The organism is Kocuria sp. ICS0012, assembly GCF_001665945.1.
Classification (GTDB): domain Bacteria; phylum Actinomycetota; class Actinomycetes; order Actinomycetales; family Micrococcaceae; genus Kocuria; species Kocuria marina.
Window position 1 is genome coordinate 127,494 of the sequence record NZ_LZMM01000019.1, and the last position, 19,544, is coordinate 147,037.

The 19,544-nt window shown below is 68.0% G+C and carries 15 protein-coding genes, 2 tRNA genes and 1 pseudogene; 13 read left to right on the forward strand and 5 right to left on the reverse strand.

The genetic code is table 11. From position 1 onward, the window contains the following. Positions 1–27 precede the first annotated feature (27 nt). The 6 genes from gyrA to A5728_RS02295 all read left to right on the forward strand — a co-directional run bounded on the left by gyrA (position 28) and on the right by A5728_RS02295 (position 5,254). Entirely contained in the window at positions 28–2,754 is a 2,727-nt protein-coding gene (gyrA, locus tag A5728_RS02275) for a DNA gyrase subunit A (RefSeq protein ID WP_064845491.1), read from the forward strand. Then, complete coding sequence (locus A5728_RS02280) at positions 2,751–3,233, forward strand: DUF3566 domain-containing protein (RefSeq protein ID WP_035962792.1); 483 nt, start codon at positions 2,751–2,753, stop codon at positions 3,231–3,233. The genes gyrA and A5728_RS02280 overlap by 4 nt, the downstream gene beginning before the upstream one ends. Positions 3,234–3,325: 92 nt before the next feature. Then, positions 3,326–3,399: transfer RNA gene (locus A5728_RS02285), tRNA-Ile, on the forward strand. 49 nt (positions 3,400–3,448) lie between these two features. After that, complete coding sequence (locus A5728_RS14965) at positions 3,449–3,571, forward strand: hypothetical protein (protein ID WP_255359867.1); 123 nt, start codon at positions 3,449–3,451, stop codon at positions 3,569–3,571. Between the two features lie 53 nt (positions 3,572–3,624). Beyond that, positions 3,625–3,697, forward strand: a tRNA-Ala gene (locus A5728_RS02290). A gap of 261 nt (positions 3,698–3,958) precedes the next feature. Beyond that, the gene (locus A5728_RS02295) at positions 3,959–5,254 is read left to right on the forward strand and encodes an Nramp family divalent metal transporter (protein ID WP_064845492.1); all 1,296 of its coding nucleotides are present in this window, start codon (positions 3,959–3,961) and stop codon (positions 5,252–5,254) included. Positions 5,255–5,456: 202 nt separating this feature from the next. Here A5728_RS02295 and A5728_RS02300 read toward each other — a convergent pair whose 3' ends face one another. Beyond that, the gene (locus tag A5728_RS02300; RefSeq protein WP_064845493.1) at positions 5,457–6,362 is read right to left on the reverse strand and encodes a hypothetical protein; all 906 of its coding nucleotides are present in this window, start codon (positions 6,360–6,362) and stop codon (positions 5,457–5,459) included. 168 nt (positions 6,363–6,530) lie between these two features. Here A5728_RS02300 and A5728_RS02305 point away from each other — a divergent pair, with 168 nt between their 5' ends. From A5728_RS02305 to A5728_RS02325, 5 genes and pseudogenes are all read left to right on the forward strand, one after another. Further along, on the forward strand, positions 6,531–7,076 hold the full coding sequence (locus tag A5728_RS02305; RefSeq protein ID WP_064845494.1) for a peptidylprolyl isomerase: 546 nt from the start codon (positions 6,531–6,533) through the stop codon (positions 7,074–7,076). A 103-nt stretch (positions 7,077–7,179) separates the two neighbouring features. Beyond that, the gene (locus A5728_RS02310) at positions 7,180–7,938 is read left to right on the forward strand and encodes a rhomboid family intramembrane serine protease (RefSeq protein ID WP_231885471.1); all 759 of its coding nucleotides are present in this window, start codon (positions 7,180–7,182) and stop codon (positions 7,936–7,938) included. Positions 7,939–8,448: 510 nt separating this feature from the next. After that, complete coding sequence (locus tag A5728_RS02315; protein WP_064845495.1) at positions 8,449–9,699, forward strand: MFS transporter; 1,251 nt, start codon at positions 8,449–8,451, stop codon at positions 9,697–9,699. Beyond that, positions 9,696–10,715 (forward strand): annotated as a pseudogene (locus A5728_RS02320) (amino acid--tRNA ligase-related protein); the annotation flags it as partial. The gene A5728_RS02315 and the pseudogene A5728_RS02320, both read left to right, overlap by 4 nt. Positions 10,716–10,847: 132 nt before the next feature. Beyond that, on the forward strand, positions 10,848–11,522 hold the full coding sequence (locus A5728_RS02325; protein ID WP_064845497.1) for a DedA family protein: 675 nt from the start codon (positions 10,848–10,850) through the stop codon (positions 11,520–11,522). On the opposite strand, the gene A5728_RS02330 is transcribed toward A5728_RS02325, so the two are convergent. Then, complete coding sequence (locus A5728_RS02330) at positions 11,506–11,883, reverse strand: hypothetical protein (protein WP_064845498.1); 378 nt, start codon at positions 11,881–11,883, stop codon at positions 11,506–11,508. The two genes, A5728_RS02325 and A5728_RS02330, sit on opposite strands and share 17 nt — an antisense overlap. Positions 11,884–12,023: 140 nt before the next feature. On the opposite strand from A5728_RS02330, the gene A5728_RS02335 reads away from it, so the two are divergent. Further along, positions 12,024–13,280: an MFS transporter gene (locus A5728_RS02335; RefSeq protein WP_156523346.1), complete on the forward strand. Its 1,257-nt coding sequence runs from the start codon at positions 12,024–12,026 to the stop codon at positions 13,278–13,280. Between the two features lie 93 nt (positions 13,281–13,373). Here the strand turns inward: A5728_RS02335 and A5728_RS02340 are convergent, their stop codons facing one another. From A5728_RS02340 to A5728_RS02350, 3 genes are all read right to left on the reverse strand, one after another. Beyond that, on the reverse strand, positions 13,374–15,035 hold the full coding sequence (locus A5728_RS02340) for a thiamine pyrophosphate-dependent enzyme (RefSeq protein WP_064845500.1): 1,662 nt from the start codon (positions 15,033–15,035) through the stop codon (positions 13,374–13,376). 202 nt (positions 15,036–15,237) lie between these two features. Further along, positions 15,238–16,668 (reverse strand): sugar porter family MFS transporter, encoded by a 1,431-nt coding sequence (locus A5728_RS02345; protein WP_064845501.1) that lies wholly within the window; start codon positions 16,666–16,668, stop codon positions 15,238–15,240. Between the two features lie 255 nt (positions 16,669–16,923). After that, positions 16,924–18,180, reverse strand: a complete 1,257-nt coding sequence (locus tag A5728_RS02350; protein ID WP_082943171.1) for an ROK family transcriptional regulator — start codon at positions 18,178–18,180, stop codon at positions 16,924–16,926. A 338-nt stretch (positions 18,181–18,518) separates the two neighbouring features. Between A5728_RS02350 and A5728_RS02355 the strand changes: the two genes are divergently transcribed. Next, entirely contained in the window at positions 18,519–19,373 is an 855-nt protein-coding gene (locus tag A5728_RS02355; protein ID WP_064845502.1) for a phosphatase PAP2 family protein, read from the forward strand. Positions 19,374–19,544: the final 171 nt, after the last annotated feature.

The following is a 19,544-nucleotide window of genomic DNA, read 5'->3' on the forward strand; positions in this document are numbered from 1 at the left end:
GGGGACGAGAGAAGGAAACAGCAACCCATGAGTGACGAGACGCAGGACGGCAACGGCCCCGTGGACCCGCAGGACGCACCCGAGGCCGGCGACGGCGTCGTGACCGACGAGGTGGCGATCACGGGCGACCGCGTAGAGCAGATCGATCTCCAGACGGAGATGCAGCGCTCCTACCTGGACTACGCCATGGCGGTGATTGTGGGGCGCGCGCTGCCGGACGTGCGGGACGGTCTCAAGCCCGTGCACCGGCGGGTGCTCTACACGATGTACGACGGCGGTTACCGCCCCGATCGTTCGTTCAACAAGTGCGCGCGCGTGGTCGGCGACGTGATGGGCAACTACCACCCGCACGGTGACTCCGCGATCTACGACGCCCTGGTGCGACTGATCCAGGACTGGATCATGCGCTACCCGCTCGCGCTGGGGCAGGGCAACTTCGGTTCCCCCGGTAACGACGGCGCCGCGGCCCCCCGGTACACCGAGACCAAGATGGCGCCTCTGGCCATGGAGATGGTCCAGGACATCCACGAGGACACCGTGGACTTCCAGGACAACTACGACGGCAAGCAGCAGGAACCCGTGGTGCTGCCCGCGCGGTTCCCCAACCTGCTGGTCAACGGCTCCTCCGGCATCGCGGTGGGCATGGCCACCAACATCCCCCCGCACAACCTGCGCGAGGTCGCGGACGGCGTGCAGTGGTACCTCAAGAACCCGCACGTGGACCGCGAGACCCTGCTCGAAGAACTCATCAAGCGGATCAAGGGTCCGGACTTCCCCTCCGGGGCGCAGATCCTCGGCCACAAGGGCATCGAACAGGCCTACCGCACCGGTCGTGGTTCCATCACGCAGCGCGCGGTGGTCAGTGTGGAGGAGATCCACAACCGCACGTGCCTCGTGGTCACGGAGCTGCCGTACCAGGTCAACCCGGACAACCTGGCCATCAAGATCGCGGACCTCGTCAAGGAAGGGCGGGTCCAGGGCATCGCCGACATGCGCGACGAGACCTCGGGGCGCACGGGTCAGCGGTTGGTGATCGTGCTCAAGCGGGACGCCGTACCCAAGGTCGTGCTCAACAACCTCTACAAGCACACGCAGTTGCAGGAGAACTTCTCCGCGAACATGCTCGCGCTCGTGGACGGGGTGCCCCGGACGCTGTCCCTGGACGCGTTCGTGCACCACTGGGTCACCCACCAGATGGAAGTCATCGTCCGGCGCACCACGTACCGCCTCAAGCAGGCGCAGGAGGAAGCGCACATCCTGATCGGCCTGCTCAAGGCCCTGGACGCCCTGGACGAGGTCATCGCCCTGATCCGGCGCTCGCCCACCGTGGAGCAGGCACGCACCGGGCTTATGGAGCTGCTCGAGATCGACGAGGCCCAGGCCCAGGCGATCCTCAACATGCAGTTGCGCCGCCTGGCCGCGCTCGAACGGCAGAAGATCCAGGACCGGCACGCCGAGCTGCAGCGGTTGATCGCCGAGTACGAGTCGATCATCGCGTCCGAGGATCGTCAGCGCGAGATCATCTCGGAGGAACTGCAGGGCATCGTGGACCACTACGGTGACGACCGCCGCACCGAGGTGCTCTACGGCTTCGACGGGGACGTCTCCATGGAGGACCTCATCCCGCAGGAGCAGGTGGTCGTGACCATCACGCGCGACGGCTATGTCAAGCGAACCCGCGCGGACGAGTACCGCGCCCAGCACCGAGGTGGTCGCGGCATCAAGGGCGCGCAGTTGCGCGGCGACGACGTCGTGGAGCACTTCTTTGTGACGAGCACCCACAACTGGATCCTGTTCTTCACGACCCTCGGGCGCGTCTACCGCGTCAAGGCCTATGAGTTCGTGGAGGCCGGCCGGGACGCCAAGGGCCAGCACGTGGCCAACCTCATGGAGTTCCAGCCCGAGGAACGCATCGCCCAGGTCATGGAGCTGCACTCCTACCAGGACGCCCCGTACCTCGTGCTCGCGACCCGCAACGGGTTGATCAAGAAGTCGCGGCTCCCGGACTACGACACCAATCGTTCCGCGGGCGTGATCGCGATCAACCTGCGCGAGAACGACGAGTTGGTCTCGGCCATGCTCGTGAACACCGACGACGACGTCATGCTGATCTCGCGCCTGGGCCAGTCCCTGCGGTTCACCGCTGACGACGACGCCCTGCGCCCCATGGGTCGCGCGACCTCCGGTGTCACGGGCATGAAGTTCCGCCCCGGGGACGAGTTGCTCTCCGCCAACGTGGTCAGCGACGACTCCTACGTGTTCGTGGTGACCGAGGGCGGCTACGCCAAGCGCACGAGCGTCCAGGAGTACCGCGTGCAGGGCCGCGGTGGCCTGGGCATCAAGGTTGCCAAACTCGCCGAGGTCCGCGGTGGCCAGGTGGGCGGGCTGATCGTGGGCGAGAACGACGAGGTGCTCGTGGTCATGGAGAGCGGCAAGGTCGTGCGCTCCAACGTGAGCGAGGTCCCCGCCCGCGGCCGTGACACGATGGGTGTGATCTTCGCCAAGCCGGGTCCCAACGACGCCATCGTGGGGGTCGCCCGCAACGCCGAGCGGGAGATCGAGAAGGAGGTCGCGGAGGAGGACGCCGCCGAGGCCACCGGGCCGAGCGACGTCGCCCCCGGCTCCGCGATGGACTCCCCCGAAGTCACGACCGCGGACGTCCCCGCGGGCCAGGACGGTGCCGACGCCGCTGCGCCGGTCGGTGACGACGATGCAGTAGCGTTGGAGCACAACGACAACGGAGGTGACGCATGAGCGCGAGCTCAGCCTCGAAGGCGGGCCAGCCCGTGAAGACTTCTTCCCCCCAGAAGCCGTCCCCGCAGAGCGCCAAGAGCTCCGGCAAGGGACTCGTGCGACCCGCCCCCCGGGCCAAGGTGCGCCGCGCACGGCTCGTGGTGTCCAAGGTGGACACGTGGTCCGTGCTCAAGCTGGCCTTCCTGCTCTCCGTGGCGCTCGGGATCATCACGGTCGTGGCGTCCCTGGTGCTGTGGATCGTGCTGAGCCTCACCGGGCTGTTCGACGGGATCAACGAACTGCTGTCCATGCTCGGCGGCAGCGCCGGGGGAGCGGACATCAAGCGGTTCCTCTCGCTCGGCAACGTGGCCCTGTTCGCCACGATCATCTCCGTGGTCAACGTCATCCTGCTGACCGTGCTGTCCGTGCTCGGGGCGCTCGTGTACAACATCGCGGCGTCCCTGATCGGGGGCATCGGGGTGACCCTGACCGACGACTGATCCCGCGGTCCGTCCGATTTTGTGCGGCGGATGAAACTCCGGTAAAGTCTTGGCGTGGCCGATCAGAGGACGATTCTGGCGGTGCACGCTGAGGGCGTATAGCTCAGACGGTTAGAGCGCTTCGCTGATAACGAAGAGGTCCCAGGTTCAATTCCTGGTACGCCCACCCATCGAATTCCCGCCAACCGCGAGATGATCTCGTTCGGAGGGTCCCCATGAAGGCACGAATCGCAGCCCTGGCCGCACTGGCCGGCTTGTCCGTGGCAGCCTTCAAGTCCTGGCGCGAGGCGGAAGCCAAACGAGAGGCGTGGAATTCGGCCGTGGACCCCGTGGACTGACCGTCCCGGTACCGCGATCCGCGTTCGGCAGGATCAGCACCACAACTGAACACGGGGCCTTAGCTCAGTTGGTAGAGCGCCGCCTTTGCAAGGCGGATGTCAGGAGTTCGAATCTCCTAGGCTCCACACCCGAGAACCCCCGGGGACCGCAGCGCCGGTCCCCGGGGGTTCCTTCGTGCCGGGCCTGTTCCTGGTCCGTGCTCATCCGCTTTCATCCGGTTCGTCCTGGCCCGGTTCCTCCTGTCCCCGGCCTTGCGTGCGCGTCCCCGGTCCTCGGCGGGGACACACCAGCCATACTTCGCCACCGAAGGAGTGTGGCGCACCCCGCGTGAAAGACTGCATGAGCACAACTGTGACCTGATTCATGCCCGAAGTGTGGAGCCCCCGATGCGCGACAAGACCCCGCTGCAACCCCTTCCGTCCATCGACCCCGATGAGTCGTTGGAGAAGGTCAAACGGTGGCAGCTGATCGGTCCCGGTCTCGTGGTGGCGGCCACGGGCGTGGGTGCCGCGGACATGGTGGCCACGCTGACCGCCGGCTCGCGCTACGGCTACACCCTCTTGTGGGCGGTCATCGCGGGCACGATCATGAAGATTGTGCTCGTGGAGGGCGCCGGTCGGTACTCGCTCGCGAGCGGGCGCACCATTTTCGAGGGTTGGCGCTCCCTGGGCCGGTGGACGTCCTGGTACTTCGGTCCGTACATCCTGATCTGGGGATTCGTGTACGGCGCCACGGCCATGTCCTCCTCCGCCCTGCCGCTCGCCGCGCTGTTCCCCATCCTGCCCCTGTGGGCGTGGGCCATCCTCATGGGCCTGATCGGGTTCGTGATCGTGTGGGCGGGGCGCTACGCGGTGATCGAGAAGATCACCGCGGCCATGGTGGGGATCATGTTCCTGGTCATGGTGGGGCTCGCGATCATCACCCTGCCCAATATCCCTCAGATGCTTACCGGGCTGATCCCCGTGATCCCGCAGGGCGGTGTGGTCTACACGCTCGCGTTGGCCGGCGGCGTGGGCGGCACGATCACCCTCGCGGCTTACGGCTACTGGCTGCGGGAGAAGGGCTGGCACCAACCGCGGTGGATGCGCGTGATGCAGCTCGACAACACCGTGGCCTACACCGTGACCGGTATCTTCGTGCTCGCGATGCTCGTGGTGGGTGCCGAGGTCCTCTACTCCGCCGGCTACGCCATCAGCGCCGGGGACAAGGGCCTGCTGGACCTGGACCGGGTGCTGCGCGACCGCTACGGGGACGTCATCGGCATCGCGTTCCTCGTGGGATTCTGGGCGGCCTCGTTCTCCTCCGTGGTGGGTGTGTGGTCCGGGGTGTCCCTCATGTTCGCGGACTACTGGGGCAACATCCGCAAGAAGCCCAGCGGCCATCCGGACACCCGCAACGGCGGGAAGTACTTCAAGTTCTACCTGCTGTGGCTCACGTTCCCGCCCATGCTCCTGCTCCTGTTGGACCGGCCTGTATTCCTCATCCTGCTCTACGGCGTGCTCGGGGCACTGTTCATGCCGTTCCTGGCGGTCACGCTGCTGGGACTGCTCAACACGTCCCGCACGCCCAAGCGCTGGCGCAACGGTGTGTTCACCAACGCGGTCCTGGTGGTCTGCGCCGTGCTGTTCATCATCCTGGGCGTCTACCAGATGTGGGACACGGTCTCCGACATCTTCTCCTGAGTCCCACCGCACGGGGCCGCGGGTCTCCCCGCACGGCCCGTGCGTTCGCAGCGAACGACTCATGCGTTCCTTCCATGTAGCCCGTGCGCTCGCCATGCACGGGTTCGTGTGTTCATTCCGGTACGACGACGGCGCCCCCCCCCCCAAGGGATGCGGCGCCGTCGTCGTGCGGGTCACGCGCGGTCGACGCGCGAGAACCGGCTCAGTGCTTGGGGTCGCCCGGGTTGTGCTTGGAGCGGTTGTCCGGGGTGCCCATGTCGTCCGTCTTGGAGCCCTTGATCTGCTCCTTGACCTCGTTCACGGTCTGCTTGGCGTCCTCGGCCACAGACTTCACGCTGTCCGAGGCGCGGTGGGCGGCCTGGGACGCGGTGCCCGCCTTCTGGGCGGAGGAGGTGGGGTCCTTGACGTCGTCCACCTTCACACCGGTGCCGGCGGCGACCGTGGAGTTCGTGTTGACCGGGGAAGCCGATACACGCGGGGAGGCCGTGACGGGGGTCTTCCAGGGGTCCTGCACCGGGCGGGACGCGCGCCACGCGGCCACACCGGCCACGCCACCGGCGGCGAGGAGACCGAGGAGCAGCAGACCCTTGTGGCCACCCTGGGCCTTCTTCTGCTGCTTGGCGTATTCCTTGGCCGAGTTCTTCGCGGCCTTCTGGATGCGCTTGACGGTCTTCTTGTCACCAGTCAGCTTGGCCACGAGGGCGTCGAACTGGTCCGAGGTGTCCGCGTGGGCGACCTTGGAGGCCAGCGCGGCCACGGCGCCGGAGTATTTGTCCTGCGCCACGGCACGGCCCTCGGCGGTCTTTTTGGCGGCCTTCGCGGCCATGGGGGCGGCGGCAGCGGCACCGGCGGCCTTGGCCTTCTCGCCGCGGTGCTTGATGTCCTCACCGAGGTTCTGCGCCTTGCCCAGACCGTCCTGGACGTAGGGACCCGTGGCCTCCACACCGCTCGCGAGGGCGGACGCACCCGCCTGCACGCCGTGCTGCAGCTTCTCCCCGAACTCACCGATCTCGCTGGAGAGCCAGTCCCCAGCGCTGACGACCTTGGACTCGGCGTTCTTCCTGGCGTGCTCGGTCTGCTTCTGGGCCTTGCTCTTGAACAAGCTCATTGTGTGTCCCTCCTACAGTGGTGACCGTAAAAATCTCCACCTTCAGCATACGGTCTGACAACCCCGGGATTCCCGGGGATAAAGCGACACCCCAGCCCTTTTCACTGTGCGCTGAACACCTCGGGAGCGTTCTGTCGGCCCCGAGGACGCCGTGCCACAATGTGAATCATGACTTCCGCTATCGCCACGCACAAGGCCACCATCCACACCAACCACGGGGACATCGTGGTGGACCTTTTCGGCAACCACGCGCCCAAGACGGTCAAGAACTTCGTGGGTCTCTCGGACGGCACCCAGGAATGGGCGGACCCCCGCACGGGTGAGAAGCAGAACGGCCCGCTCTACAAGGACGTCGTCTTCCACCGCATCATCAAGGACTTCATGATCCAGGGCGGGGACCCGCTGGGCCAGGGCATCGGTGGCCCAGGCTACAACTTCGACGACGAGATCAGCCCCGAACTGAACTTCAACGCCCCGTACATGCTGGCCATGGCCAATGCCGGTACCCGCAACGGCCGCGGCACCAACGGCTCCCAGTTCTTCATCACCACCGCGCCCACCACGTGGCTGCAGGGCAAGCACACCATCTTCGGTGAGGTCGCGGACGACGAGTCCAAGAAGGTCGTGGACGAGCTCAACAACGTGCGCACCGGCGGCCAGGACCGCCCCGTAGAGGACTGCGTGATCACCTCCATCGACATCGAGAAGCTCTGACCCGCAGCTTTCACGCCCGGCACGAAGCCCACCCGGTCCCCGGGTGGGCTTCGTCCGTATTCGAGCCCCGTCCAGCCGCCCCGCCCACTCCCGGAGGATAACCATGACCCACCACCCCGACGACCCGCCGGACCACGGACGGCCCGCTGGCGCCCCGGACGGTCCCGCCCCGTGGAGCGGCGCGCCCGTTCCCGCCCCGCGGTACGGGCAATACGTCCACGGTCAGCAGTCCGCCCACCCGGGTGGCGCGCCACGCGGCGGGTACGACGGCGCTGCGCCGCGCCGTCGTCGCAGCCCCCAGCGCGTCGGGGGCATGCCCGTGACGTGGACGCTCATCGGGATCTGCGTGGTCATGTGGGGCCTGCAGTGGCTCACGAGCCTGTTCACGCCCTACAGCCTGACGAGCATCCTGGGATACGCTCCCTCGCTCACGGACACCCAGCCGTGGCGGATGCTCACGAGCGGTTTCGTCCACGCGATGCCCTCACCGCTGCACCTACTGCTCAACATGTACACGCTCTATCTCTTCGGTCGGATGCTCGAGCCGCTGCTGGGGACCTGGCGGATGGCCGTCCTGTTCGTGGTGTCCGTGCTGGGCGGATCCGTGGGAGTGCTGTTGCTCGGTAATCCGTGGGTGCTCGTCATCGGGGCGTCCGGCGGCGTCTTCGGGCTCTTCGGCGCCATGTTCGTGTTCATGCGCCACTTCAAGAACAACATCACGCCCATCGCGGTGTTGATCGCGATCAACCTGGCTTTCGGTTTCCTGGTGGGCGGCATCGCCTGGCAGGCGCACGTGGGCGGGTTGATCGCCGGTGGTCTCGTGGCGCTCGCCATGCTGCCGGGGTTGCGTCGCCGACTCTGACCGGGCCCGGCCGTAAGCAGGGAAAGCTCTCCCGTTCCGCCGGATCCGGGTCGGGGCTCGCACTCTGATCCGGGCGTCCCAATGGCTGTCCACAGGGGTTGTCCACACCTGTTAACAACTTACAGATGTGTAATTCCACAACTGTGAACACCCCTGTGGATACCGCGACAGCGCGCTAGGACTGCCCTGGAGGGGACATGTCGATCGCGATATGCACAAGGTTCTCCACACCTGTGGATAATTTTCGTGCACGGGGTGGGGACAGTTCACGATCGTGACCTCACCCACACGTGTGCGGGCTCGTGAATAAATCGCGCGTGCACCGTGTTGTACTGATCCTGTGCCCGCCCGGGTGCTGCCCGAATGGTCCGCCCGCGCGGTTCACCCGCTACGAGCGCCTGCGCGGTGCGCTGTCAATAGGCCACGGACCGATCGCCACGGCCTCTGCGGCCACTCGCCCGCATCCCTCTGGGGAGCCCCACCTGCGAATCCTCGAAAGGTCGCGCGTCCATGTCCCAGTTGACCCCCGCCCGTCGCAGACTCGCGCTGTTCGCCCTGGCCCTGGGCGGTTTCGGCATCGGCTGCACGGAATTCGCGTCCATGGGACTGTTGCCCCAGATCGCCCAGAACCTCCTGCCCGATCTCTACGGTGCGTCCTCTGAGACCGGGATCGCACGCGCCGGGTGGCTCGTGAGCGCGTACGCCATAGGTGTCGTGGTCGGGGCCCCGGTCATCTCCTTCTTCGCCGCGAAGTCCTCCCGCACCACGATGCTGCTCGTGATGGCCGCGGCACTGCTCATGGGCAACCTCGCCTCTGCAATCGTGCCCACGTTCGAGTCCCTCCTGGTGATGCGGTTCCTCGCGGGTATTCCCCATGGCGCATACTTCGGTCTGGCGTCCCTCGTGGCCGCCACCGTGATGGGTCCGGGGAACCAGGCCAAGGGTGTGGCGCTTGCTTTATCGGGGCTCACGGTCGCCAACGTCGTAGGTGTCCCCGTGATGACGGCGGTCGGTCAGGCCTACGGCTGGCGCATGGCATACGTCGCGGTGGCCGTGGTCTTCGCGGTCACTGCGATCGGCGTGTGGCTGACCGTCCCCCACCAGGACCGGGTGGTCGGAGCGAACCGGCGCCGTGAACTGCGGGCGTTCCGGCTGCCGCAGGTGTGGATCGTCATGGGGATCGCGGGGATCGGTTTCGGCGGGTTCTTCGCGATCTACAGCTACCTGACCCAGATGAGCCGTGAGCTGGCGGGGCTGTCCGGCGCCGGCATCCCGTGGTTGCTCGCGGTCGTGGGAATCGGCATGACCCTGGGCAACATCCTGGGCGGGATCAGCGCGGACCGCAGTGCCCGGCGCACCATGGCCGTGGGTTTCCCGGCGCTCACCGCGGCACTGTTGCTCGTGGGGGCGCTCGCGGGATCCCCCGTGGGGATCTTCGTGGCCGGGTTCCTCATGGCACTGGCCAACTCGTTCATCATGCCCAGCATCCAGAGCTGGCTCATCACGGCGGCGGGGCCCGCCCAGCTCATGGGCGCATCGCTTAACCACGCGGCGTTCAATGTGGCCAACTCGATCGGGGCCCTGCTGGGCGGTGCGGTGATCTCCGCCGGTTTCGGCTACCGCTCCCCGGCCCTCGTGGCGGCCGCGCTGGCCGTGATCGGAGGTCTCCTCGCGCTCGCGGGTGTCAAGCGCCAGAAGGCGGACCGGCGGCGTCGGCTCGAGGCCGGCCTCCCGGTGACGGCCTCGCAACAGGCCGTCTGACGCCCCACCCGCGCGGGATGGACCTGTTGCGTCAGCGCTCGCTCGCGGTGGACACCGTGCGCCGCGTGTTGACCGGGCAGGGCTACCGCGAGGTCGAGACACCGGTGCTGAACACGGTGCACGGCGGGGCCTCGGCGCGCCCGTTCCGCACGTACATCAACGCGTACGGGATGGACCTCACGCTGCGGATCGCACCCGAGCTGTACCTCAAGCGACTGCTCGTGGCGGGCAGCGGGCCCATCTTCGAGGTAGCCCGCAACTTTCGCAACGAGGGCGCGGACGCGACCCACAACCCGGAGTTCACCGCGCTCGAGGCGTACCACCCGTTCGCGGATTACACGGTCATGCGTGAGCTGACCGAGACGATGATCAAGACGGTGGCCCAGGCGTTGCACGGTACCCAAGTGCTGCCCCTGTACGACGTGCACAACCCCGACGCCGTGCCCGTGCTGACCGACGTGTCCGGGCCGTGGCCCGTGATCGCCGTGACGGATGCGGTGAGCAAGGCGGCGGGACGGCGGATCTCGATCGAGTCGGACTTCGAGACCCTGCTCGCAGTGGCCGCGCAGCACGACGTGGAGATCGGTCCGGGCATGGGCCCCGGGGCGGTGCTCGAGAGCCTCTATGAGGAGCTCGTGGAACCGCACACCGTGTTCCCCACATTTTACTGCGACTTCCCGGAGGAGACCTCCCCGCTGACCGCACCCCACCGCTCCGAGCGCGGGCTCGTGGAACGCTGGGGCCTGGTGGTCAACGGCATGGAAGTCGGTACGGCGTACTCCGAGCTGACCGACCCGGTGGTCCAGCGCCGCCGGCTCACGGAGCAGTCGCTCAAGGCCGCCGCGGGGGACCTCGAGGCCATGCAGGTGGACAATGATTTCCTGGACGCCCTGGAGGTGGGCATGCCCCCGGCCGGTGGCATGGGGATCGGGCTGGACCGGTTGGTCATGCTCATGACCGCCACGACCATCCGCGACGTCCTGAGTTTCCCGTTCGTGAAGCCGCAGCAGCCGTGATCGCGCCCCGCGCGACCCCGGTTGCGGGCACACCGCGGGACGAACGAGCTACCCCGGGCGAGCGCCGTCGTCCGGGGAGGAACAGGACCGTGGTGCGCGGCACCCGGCCCACGAGGAGAAGAGTGGGTCACCATGACGCTTGAACTGCTGCACACCGCGGGAACGCTGATCCCGCAGCTGCCACCGCTAGGCGATCCCGCCCAACTGCTCGAGCAGCTGGGGCCGTGGGCGCTCGCCGGGACCACCCTGATGGTGTTCGTGGAATCGGGGCTGTTGTTCCCGTTCCTGCCCGGGGACTCCCTGCTGTTCACGGGTGGACTGCTGCACGAGGCGTTGCAGGTCCCGCTGTGGCTCATGATCCTGGTACCGTTCATCGCGGCGGTCGCGGGGGACCAGGTGGGCTACTTCCTGGGTAACCGGTTCGGCCGGCGCTTTTTCTCCGACGACGCCCGGTTCCTGAAGACCTCCTACCTCAACCGCACGGAGGACTTCTTCCTGCGCTACGGCGGCAGGGCGATCGTGCTCGCGCGCTTCGTCCCGATCATCCGCACGTACGTCCCGCTCGTGGCGGGCACGGCGCGCCACCCGTACCGCCGCTTCGTGGGGTGGAACGTCCTGGGTGGCTTCCTGTGGGTGACCATCATGGTGGTGGCCGGGTCCCTGCTGGGCGGGATCCCGCTGATCCGTGACCACGTGGACCTGATCGCGATCCTGATCGTGGTGATCTCGGTGATCCCGGTGGCCCTGCAGATCCTCAAGGGGTTCCGGGACCGGGGGCCGCAGGAGAGTGCTACGGGACGATCGTGAACTTGACGTGGCCGTCCCCGCCGCGTTCGACGATCCGCAGCACCTCGCCGGCCTCCTCGAACGGGTATACGGGGCCCAGGCAGTAGTCCACGGTCACCTCGCCGTCGTGGATGCGGCGCACGGCCTTGTGGAAGGATACGAGACCGGGCTCGGACTGGGCGGCCACGGAGGCCAGTTCCTCGTCCGGGACCCGGACCGTGTGCGCCCCCAGCTCCCGGGCGATCCGCAAGCGTGATTCCTGCTTGTCCGAGACGATCACCTGCTCGAAGCCCCGGCGCAGCGCGTCCTGGCGGAAGAACAGGCCCGCGGAGCCCGCACCCATGATCACGCACGTGCCCGCGTGGCCTCCGGGGCCGGTCACTGCTCGGTCAGGATGGTCCCCTTCTCGAGGACATGGGTTGCGCGCACGATGACTCCTCCACGGCGGGGACGGACAGGCTTCCGTCCTCACCGTATGGCACCGGTGTGGTCCCCGTGACAACGTACCGGTAACCTGTGCGGGTGAAACTTCCCCGGGCCCTGCGGCCGTTCTCGTCACGTGCGTACACGGTGCTCGCCGTGGCCATGTGCATGAGCGTCTTCGGCTCCGGGTTGTGGGCCGTGGCCCTCGTGGCGCGGGTCATGGCGCTCGGGGGTTCCGCGGTGCAACTGTCCCTCGTTATGGCCGCCGGCGCGGTGGGCATGGTGTGCTTCGTGCTGCTCGGCGGGGTCACCGCGGACCGCCTGCCCCTGGGACTCATCCTGCGGTGCGTGGAGGTCACCAACCTGGTCACGGCGTTGACCATCGTGATCCTCACCTGGACCGACACCCTCGCGCTGTGGCACCTCGCGCTCGCCGCGTTCGTCTTCGCCGGCACCGTGGGGTTCTTCTACCCCGCCTACTCCGCGGCCCTGCCCAGGATCCTGCCGCCCGATCAGCTGCTCGCGGCCAACGGCGTGGAGGGCACGGCCCGCCCCCTGCTGCAGATCGCGGCCGGGCCCGCGGTGGGCGGGGCCCTCACGGGCCTGGCCCTCCCGGGGGCGTCCGTCCTGGCGATCGCGGTGTGCCACGCGATCGCGCTGTCCTTCATGCTGCGGTTACGGATCCCGGAGCGCGAGGTCACCGGACCGATCCCTGCGGTGGACACCGCCCGGCCCTCCGTCCTTCGCGATCTTGTGGACGGGTTCCGGTACTGCGTGCGCACCCCGTGGTTGCTGTGGACGCTCTTGTGGGCCATGAGCGCGGTGTTCCTGTTCATCGGCCCGCTCGAGGTGCTCGTCCCGTTCCTGGTGGTGGACCGGCTGGGCGGATCGCTCGCGAGTTACGGCGCCATGCTGGGGCTGTACGGCGTGTCCACGGCCGTGGGCTCGAGCATCATGGCATCAGTGCAACTGCCCCGCAAGTACCTCACGACCATGATCTGGCTGTGGGGTTTCGGCACCCTGCCGTTCGGTCTGGTGGGTAGCACCGACTCGTGGTGGGTCATGGCGGCGGCGCTGTGCATCTTCGGGGCCACGGGTGGCGCGGGTCAGGTCATCTGGGGCACGCTCCTGCAACGGCGGGTGCCCGGGCACATGCTGGGGCGGATCTCGTCCCTGGACTTCTTCGTTTCGCTGTCCCTCATGCCCATCTCCATGGCCGTGGCCGGACCCGTCTCGCAGGTGCTGTCACCGGAAGCGATCTTCTGGGGCGTCGCACTGCTGACCCCCACGCTCGGCGTGGTCGCGGTCGTCGTCGGGCGGATGTACCGGGATCAGGCCGCCCACCCCTTGCGGTGATCCTCGCGCGCGTGTCCTGAACGGACGACGACGCCGCGGTGCCCCTCCCTGGGGACGGGCGACGCGGCGTCGTGACAAGTATTTATATCGGGATCAGTATGCCTTGTTGCGCTGCTGGACGACCAGGTGGATCAACGCGAACGTGTGGTCCTCGTCGATCGCCTTGTAGGCCTGCTCAAGCGCCCCGGGGATCTCGGACTCGCGCTCCACACGCACGCCGAAACCGTGGAACGCCGTGGCCATGGCCGCGAAGTCCGGGTTTTTCAGCTGGGTCCCGGAGACGTGACCCGGGTAGTGCTGTTCCTGGTGGGTACGGATGGTGCCGTACTCCTGGTTGTCCATCACGATGACCAGGGGAGTGGCGCCGTACTGCGCGGCGGTCGCGAGTTCCTGGCCGTTCATGAGGAACTCGCCGTCCCCGGCGATCGAGATCACGCGGCGGCCGGGGTAGTTCAGGGACGCCGCCACGGCGGAGGGGATCGAGTAACCCATGGAGCCGTTGCGCGCGGAGATCATGGACGCGTAGCCGTTCGTGGGGAAGTAGCGGTGGGCCCAGTTGGTGTGCTCGCCCGCGCCGAAGGTGACCATGGCGTCCTCGGGGAGGGTCGCAACGAGGTTCGCCATCATGGTGTCCATCGAGGCCGGGCCGTCCGCGGGGGAGGCGTCCTTGGGGGTGGAGAAATCCACCTGCTGCTGACGCATCCGCGCGCACCAGTTCCGCCACACGTCCGAGACGGGCAGGTTCATGCGCACCAGGTCACGCACGAACACGTCCGGCTTGGCCACGATCTGGTAGGTCACCGCGCCGGAACGCCCGCGCATGGAGGGGTCCATGGTCACGATGAAGTTCTTCTTGGTCCAGTCCTGGCGCACCAGGAAGCCGTTGGTGATCACATCACCGGGGACCGTGCCCACGAACACCAGCAGGTCGGTCTCCTCCAGCAGATCGTGGGTGGGCTTGGGGCGGCCGTAACCGATAGGTCCCACGTACGAGGGGGAGTCGAACGGGACGGTGCCCTCGCAGCGCCACTCCGCGGCGGCGGGGATGTGGTGTTCCTCGAGCCACGCGGTGAAATGCTGCGCGCCCTGCGAGGTCCAATCGTTACCACCGAAGACGAACAGGGGCTTCTGGGACTCCTTGAGCGCGGACTCGAGGGCCTTCCAGTCCTCCACGGTCATCCCGCCGCCGGCCACCGGGATCTCCGGGTGCACCGTGGGTTCGATTTGCCGGGTGATGATGTCCTCGGGCAGGCCCACAACCACGGGCCCCGGACGCCCGGAACGCGCGGCGAACATGGCCTCGGCCACGTACTCGGAGGCCCGCTCCGCGTGGTCCAGGACCATCACGCGCTTGGCCCCGGAGGCGAACCACTGATGCGGGTCGAACTCCTGGAACGCTTCCTTCTCACGGTGCTCGAACGGGATGAGTCCCACGAACAACACCATGGGCGTGGAATCCTGCCACGCGGTGTGCAGGCCCACGTGCGCGTTGGCTGCGCCGGGACCACGGGTCACCATGGCCACGCCCGGGACGTCGTTCATCTTCCCGTCCGCTTCCGCCATGTACGCGGCGCCACCCTCCTGACGGCACACCACAGTGTCGATGGGGGAGTCGTAGAGCCCGTCCAGGACGTCCAGGTAACTCTCGCCGGGAACCACGTAGGCGCGCTCGACCCCGTGCGCCGCGAGGGAATCCACGATCACGTGGCCCGCGGACTTGCGTCCTGAGGTCGAGGAGTCGGTGTGCTGCGTCATGGGAGGCTCTCTTTTCGTCGTTGAATGTGTCGTGTTTCCCGGGCCCCGATGCCCGGGCAGCGGCAAATCTGTCTTGAAAATACCCGAACACCGGACCCCTACCGGTATTGCGACGAGCTGTTATCACGGCCGTGAACCCGGTGTGACGATGCCCCGGTGCGCGTGTAACGCGAACCGGGGCATCGGGACGGGGAGAGTGGGATCAGGCGTGCATGTCCTCGAGTTCCACGTTGTTGGTCTCCCGCACCATCTTGATGGTGAAGACCAGGGACACCAGCGCGAAGAACGCGTAGATGCCGTAGGTCAGTCCCAGCGAGAAGTTGGACAGTGAGGGGAAGGAGACGGTCACGGCCCAGTTGGCGATCCACTGCACCGCACCGGCCACGGCCAGCGCCGCGCCGCGGATGCGGTTGGGGAACATCTCACCGAGCAGGACCCACATGAGCGGACCCCACGAGACACCGAAGAACACGACGAACAGGTTGGCGGCGATCAGCGCCACGGGTCCGGCCACGGGGCCGAGCTCGGGGGTGAGCTGGCCGTCCACCATGACCTTGGTGGCAGTCGCGAACACCACGGACATTACACCCAGGGACAGGGCCATGCCGGCGGAGCCCAGGAGCAGCAGCGGTCGGCGCCCGATCCGGTCCACCAGGAAGATGGCCACGATGGTCACCACCACGTTAACCACGGAGGTGGCCACGGAGATGGTGAACGAATCGGACTCCTTGAAGCCCACTGACTCCCACAACACGTTGGAGTAGTAGAAGATCACGTTGATGCCCACGAACTGCTGCAGGGCGGCCAGGCCGATGCCCACCCACACCACGGGCTTGAGCCCGGCCATGGAACCGCGCAGGTCCGCGAATCGGGGCTTGCGTTCGTCGTCCACGGTGCTGCGGATCTTGGAAACGCGGGCGTCCACGGCGTCGTCACCGTGGATCCGGGAGAGGACGGCGCGCGCCTCGTCCGGACGACCCACCGAGACCAGGTAGCGCGGCGACTCGGGGATCAGGAACGCGCCGATGCCGTACAGCACGGCGGGTACGGCCATGACCAGGAACATCCAGCGCCACGCGGCCAGCCCGAACCACATCTCGTTGGCGGCGCCACCGGCCCCGTGGGCGAGCAGGGCGTCGATGAGCAGGGACAGGAAGATGCCCAGCACGATACCCATCTGCTGCAGGGAGCCCAGGCGTCCGCGCAGGTGTGCGGGGGAGACCTCCGCGATGTACGCCGGTGCGATCACGGACGCCACACCTACGCCGATACCGCCCACGACCCGCCAGAACACGAGCCATTCGATGGACTGCGTGAAACCGCAGCCGATCGCCGAGAGCAGGAACAGCAGTGCCGCGATCTTCATGATGGGGATGCGCCCCGTGCGGTCCGCGATGCGGGAACCGAAGAACGCACCCACGGCGGCGCCCAGGAGGGCCGCGGCCACCGCGAAGCCCAGGGGCCCCGGACCCACGTCGAACGTGGACTGGATGGAGGAGACCGCACCGTTGATCACGGCGGAGTCGTACCCGAAGAGGAGGCCGCCGAACGCGGCCACGGTGGTGATGCGAATGACCGCGCCGGTGTTCGTCTGATGACGCTCCGGCGAGTGTGCTTGCGCTGGATGGCTCATCCCGCAGCTCCCTTGCTGTATCGAAATTCAACGCTTCCCGCTCCCGGGCATCATGCGTCCCGTTCCGGGGATGTACCGGTCGAGGGGCCCGTACGAGGCGGGTTTTCGTCTCCTGGAACCAGCTCGTGGGACCAGGGAGGGCAGCTGCCGGGGAAGGACAGTGAACCCAGGGTAGGACCCATATCACAAAATGTCCATGAGTCGAAGACAAATTTCCCGCGTGTCGTTTGCGGCGGCCGGCGCGCCCCGGACGTCTTAAACGGGGAGGGACGTCTCGGCCCGCGCACGGATGAGCGCACCCATGAGGTGCGCCCGGGCCCCGAGTTGCGCGGTGACGATCCGCAGCCCGGACACGCAACCGCGCACCGCGTAGCGCTGCACTGCGTCCCGCACGGGATCGAGCAGCAGGTCCTCGGCGCGCGCGAGCTCCCCGCCCACGACCACGAGTTCCGGGTTGAACGCATTGCACAGCTGCGCCACGGCGCCGCCGATCAACCGCCCGGTGTCCGTGATCACCCGGGTGCATCCGGGATCGCCGGCCAGTGCCTCCCGGACCACGTCACCCACGGATTCCACGCGCCGACCCGAGGAGGCCACGACGTCCAGCACGGTCTGGGAGGACACGAAGGTCTCGAGGCACCCTCGGTTGCCGCACCTGCACAGCCCCGCGCGTTCGTCGAGCGTCACGTGGCCGATCTCACCCGCGGACCCGGTGGCCCCGCGGTACAGCCCGCCGCCCAGGATCAGCCCGGCACCCACGCCGTGCGAGAGCTTGAGGTAGGCCATGTGGGCCGTCCCACGCCCCGCGCCGAGCGCGTGCTCGGCCACGGCCCCGGCGTTCGCGTCGTTCTCCACCACGGTGGGACAGCCCAGCGTCCCGGTGGCCAGCGCTCGCAGGTTCAGCCCGGCCCACGCCGGGAGGATGGCCTCCGAACCGAGGCCGCGGCACTCGGCGTCCACGGGCGCGGGAAGGGTGAGCCCCGCGCCCAGGATGCGCTGGGCGGGGACATCGAGCGAGGTCCGCAACTCGTCGAGGATCTCTCGCGCCCCGGTCAGTACGTCCTCGGCGCGGTGCCCGGCCGGGAGGTCGATGCGCCGCTGCGCGCGGACGTCCAGGTTCAGGTCGGCCACGGCCACGCTCGCGTGGCGGTGGCCCACGTCCACTCCCACCAGGTAGCCGGCGCTCTCACTGAAGTGCACGCGCTGCCCGCGCCGCCCGCCGTGCTCGGGTTCCATGGCGAGCAGGTCGCACGCGGTGAGCTCGTGGACGATGGACGAAACCGTCGACGGCGCCAGGGCCGTCTCCCGCGCGATGCTCGCCTGGGTCGCCGCACCCAGCTCGCGCACCGCGTCCACGACCCTGCGGCGATTGGCCAGGCGCAGTGCGGCCTGCGATCCCGGGGCGGGCAGTTGCGCGGAGGCAGGCTGCGGCGAGGACGGGTGTGTGGAGGGCGGGCCGACCTGCGCCCGAGACTCTCGCGTGGAGCGCGGGGGTGGGGGTGTGGACGCCATCGTCTCTTCCCTTCTCGAACGTTTCTTGAGGGCTGAGTGTAGTCAGTATTCGGGAAATGAACTTTTTGGGCGCCCCGTGACGGTGTCCGCGGAAGAAAAATCACATGACTGGATTACGCATCTCCATCGAATATATTCCGATCAAATCATGCAACCATAAAAAAGTGTTTTCGGATTACGTGTTTCACGTGAAACCTCGTTCTCAGCCCGCGGGGCACGGTGCGCCCGCGCAGCGACGCCGACCCTGGAACACCCTGGAACTCCGCGTCTGGGACGCCACACCGCGTGCGACACGCCCACTTCAGGAATCGTTGAGTGTCTCGTGTCACCATTGACACATGACCTATCCGGCGCAGCACACTTCCCCCTCGCCGGGCGGGTCCCCGTGGCGGTTGCCGCAGTTGCGTCACCGAGTGGCCGTTCCCTTGGTCACGGTGTTGCTGACGGCAACCCTTGGGCGTCTGGTGGTGTTGTCACCGCAGATCACCCACGGGGAGACCGCGTTGCTCGAGGGGCTCTCCCAGCATCGCAACGTTCTTCTGGACGCGGTGGCCACCGCGGTGCAGTACGCACTGTCCAACGGCGCGGTGATATTGATCATCGCCGCCGTCATCGGGTGGCTGGCCGTCCTCAGACGCCGCCCCCTCGACGCCACCGGGTTCGGCATCACCGCCCTCGCCGGATGGGGTGCCGTGGGTCTGGTCAAGGTGTTCGTGGAGCGGCCGCGTCCCACGTTCCTGAGCGGAGAGGCCCTCGCACCGGTCACCGGCTCCATGTCCTTCCCGTCCTCGCACACGGGTGCGGTCATGGCGATCGCGCTGGCCATGGGTCTCGTGGCCTCCCGCCGTTCCTCACGGCGTCGGATCGCGTTGCTCGGCACGCTGGCCGTGGTGATCGTCGGGGCCGCCCGCATGTACTCGGGCGCGCATTACCCGTTGGACGTCCTGGCCGCCGTGCCCGTGGCCTGGGCAGGGGTCATGGCCGGGTGCGCCCTGGCCAACAAGGTGGTGCCCGCTCTCGCCTTTGGGTTCTCGTGGCGTCAGGCCGGGGTGTCCCAACCCGCACCCGCGACCATGCGCGGCGCCGGCTCCACGACGACAACCGAGCCCGCGCCGTCGTACCGGCCCGCGCGGGGCAGTACCGCTCTGGACGGCGCCGCGCGGCACGACGAGCGGACCGACCGCGCGGCCTGAGCGTCCTTTCCATCACGTACCACCCACGACGGGGGGGGGCGGCCGGGGGGGGGGGCCCCCCCGGGCCCCGGGGGGGGGGGGGGGGGGGGGGGGGGGGGGCCCCCCCCGGGGGCGGGGGGGGGGGGGGGGGGCGGGGGGGGGGCGGGCGCCACGGCCGGGGGGGGCCCCCGC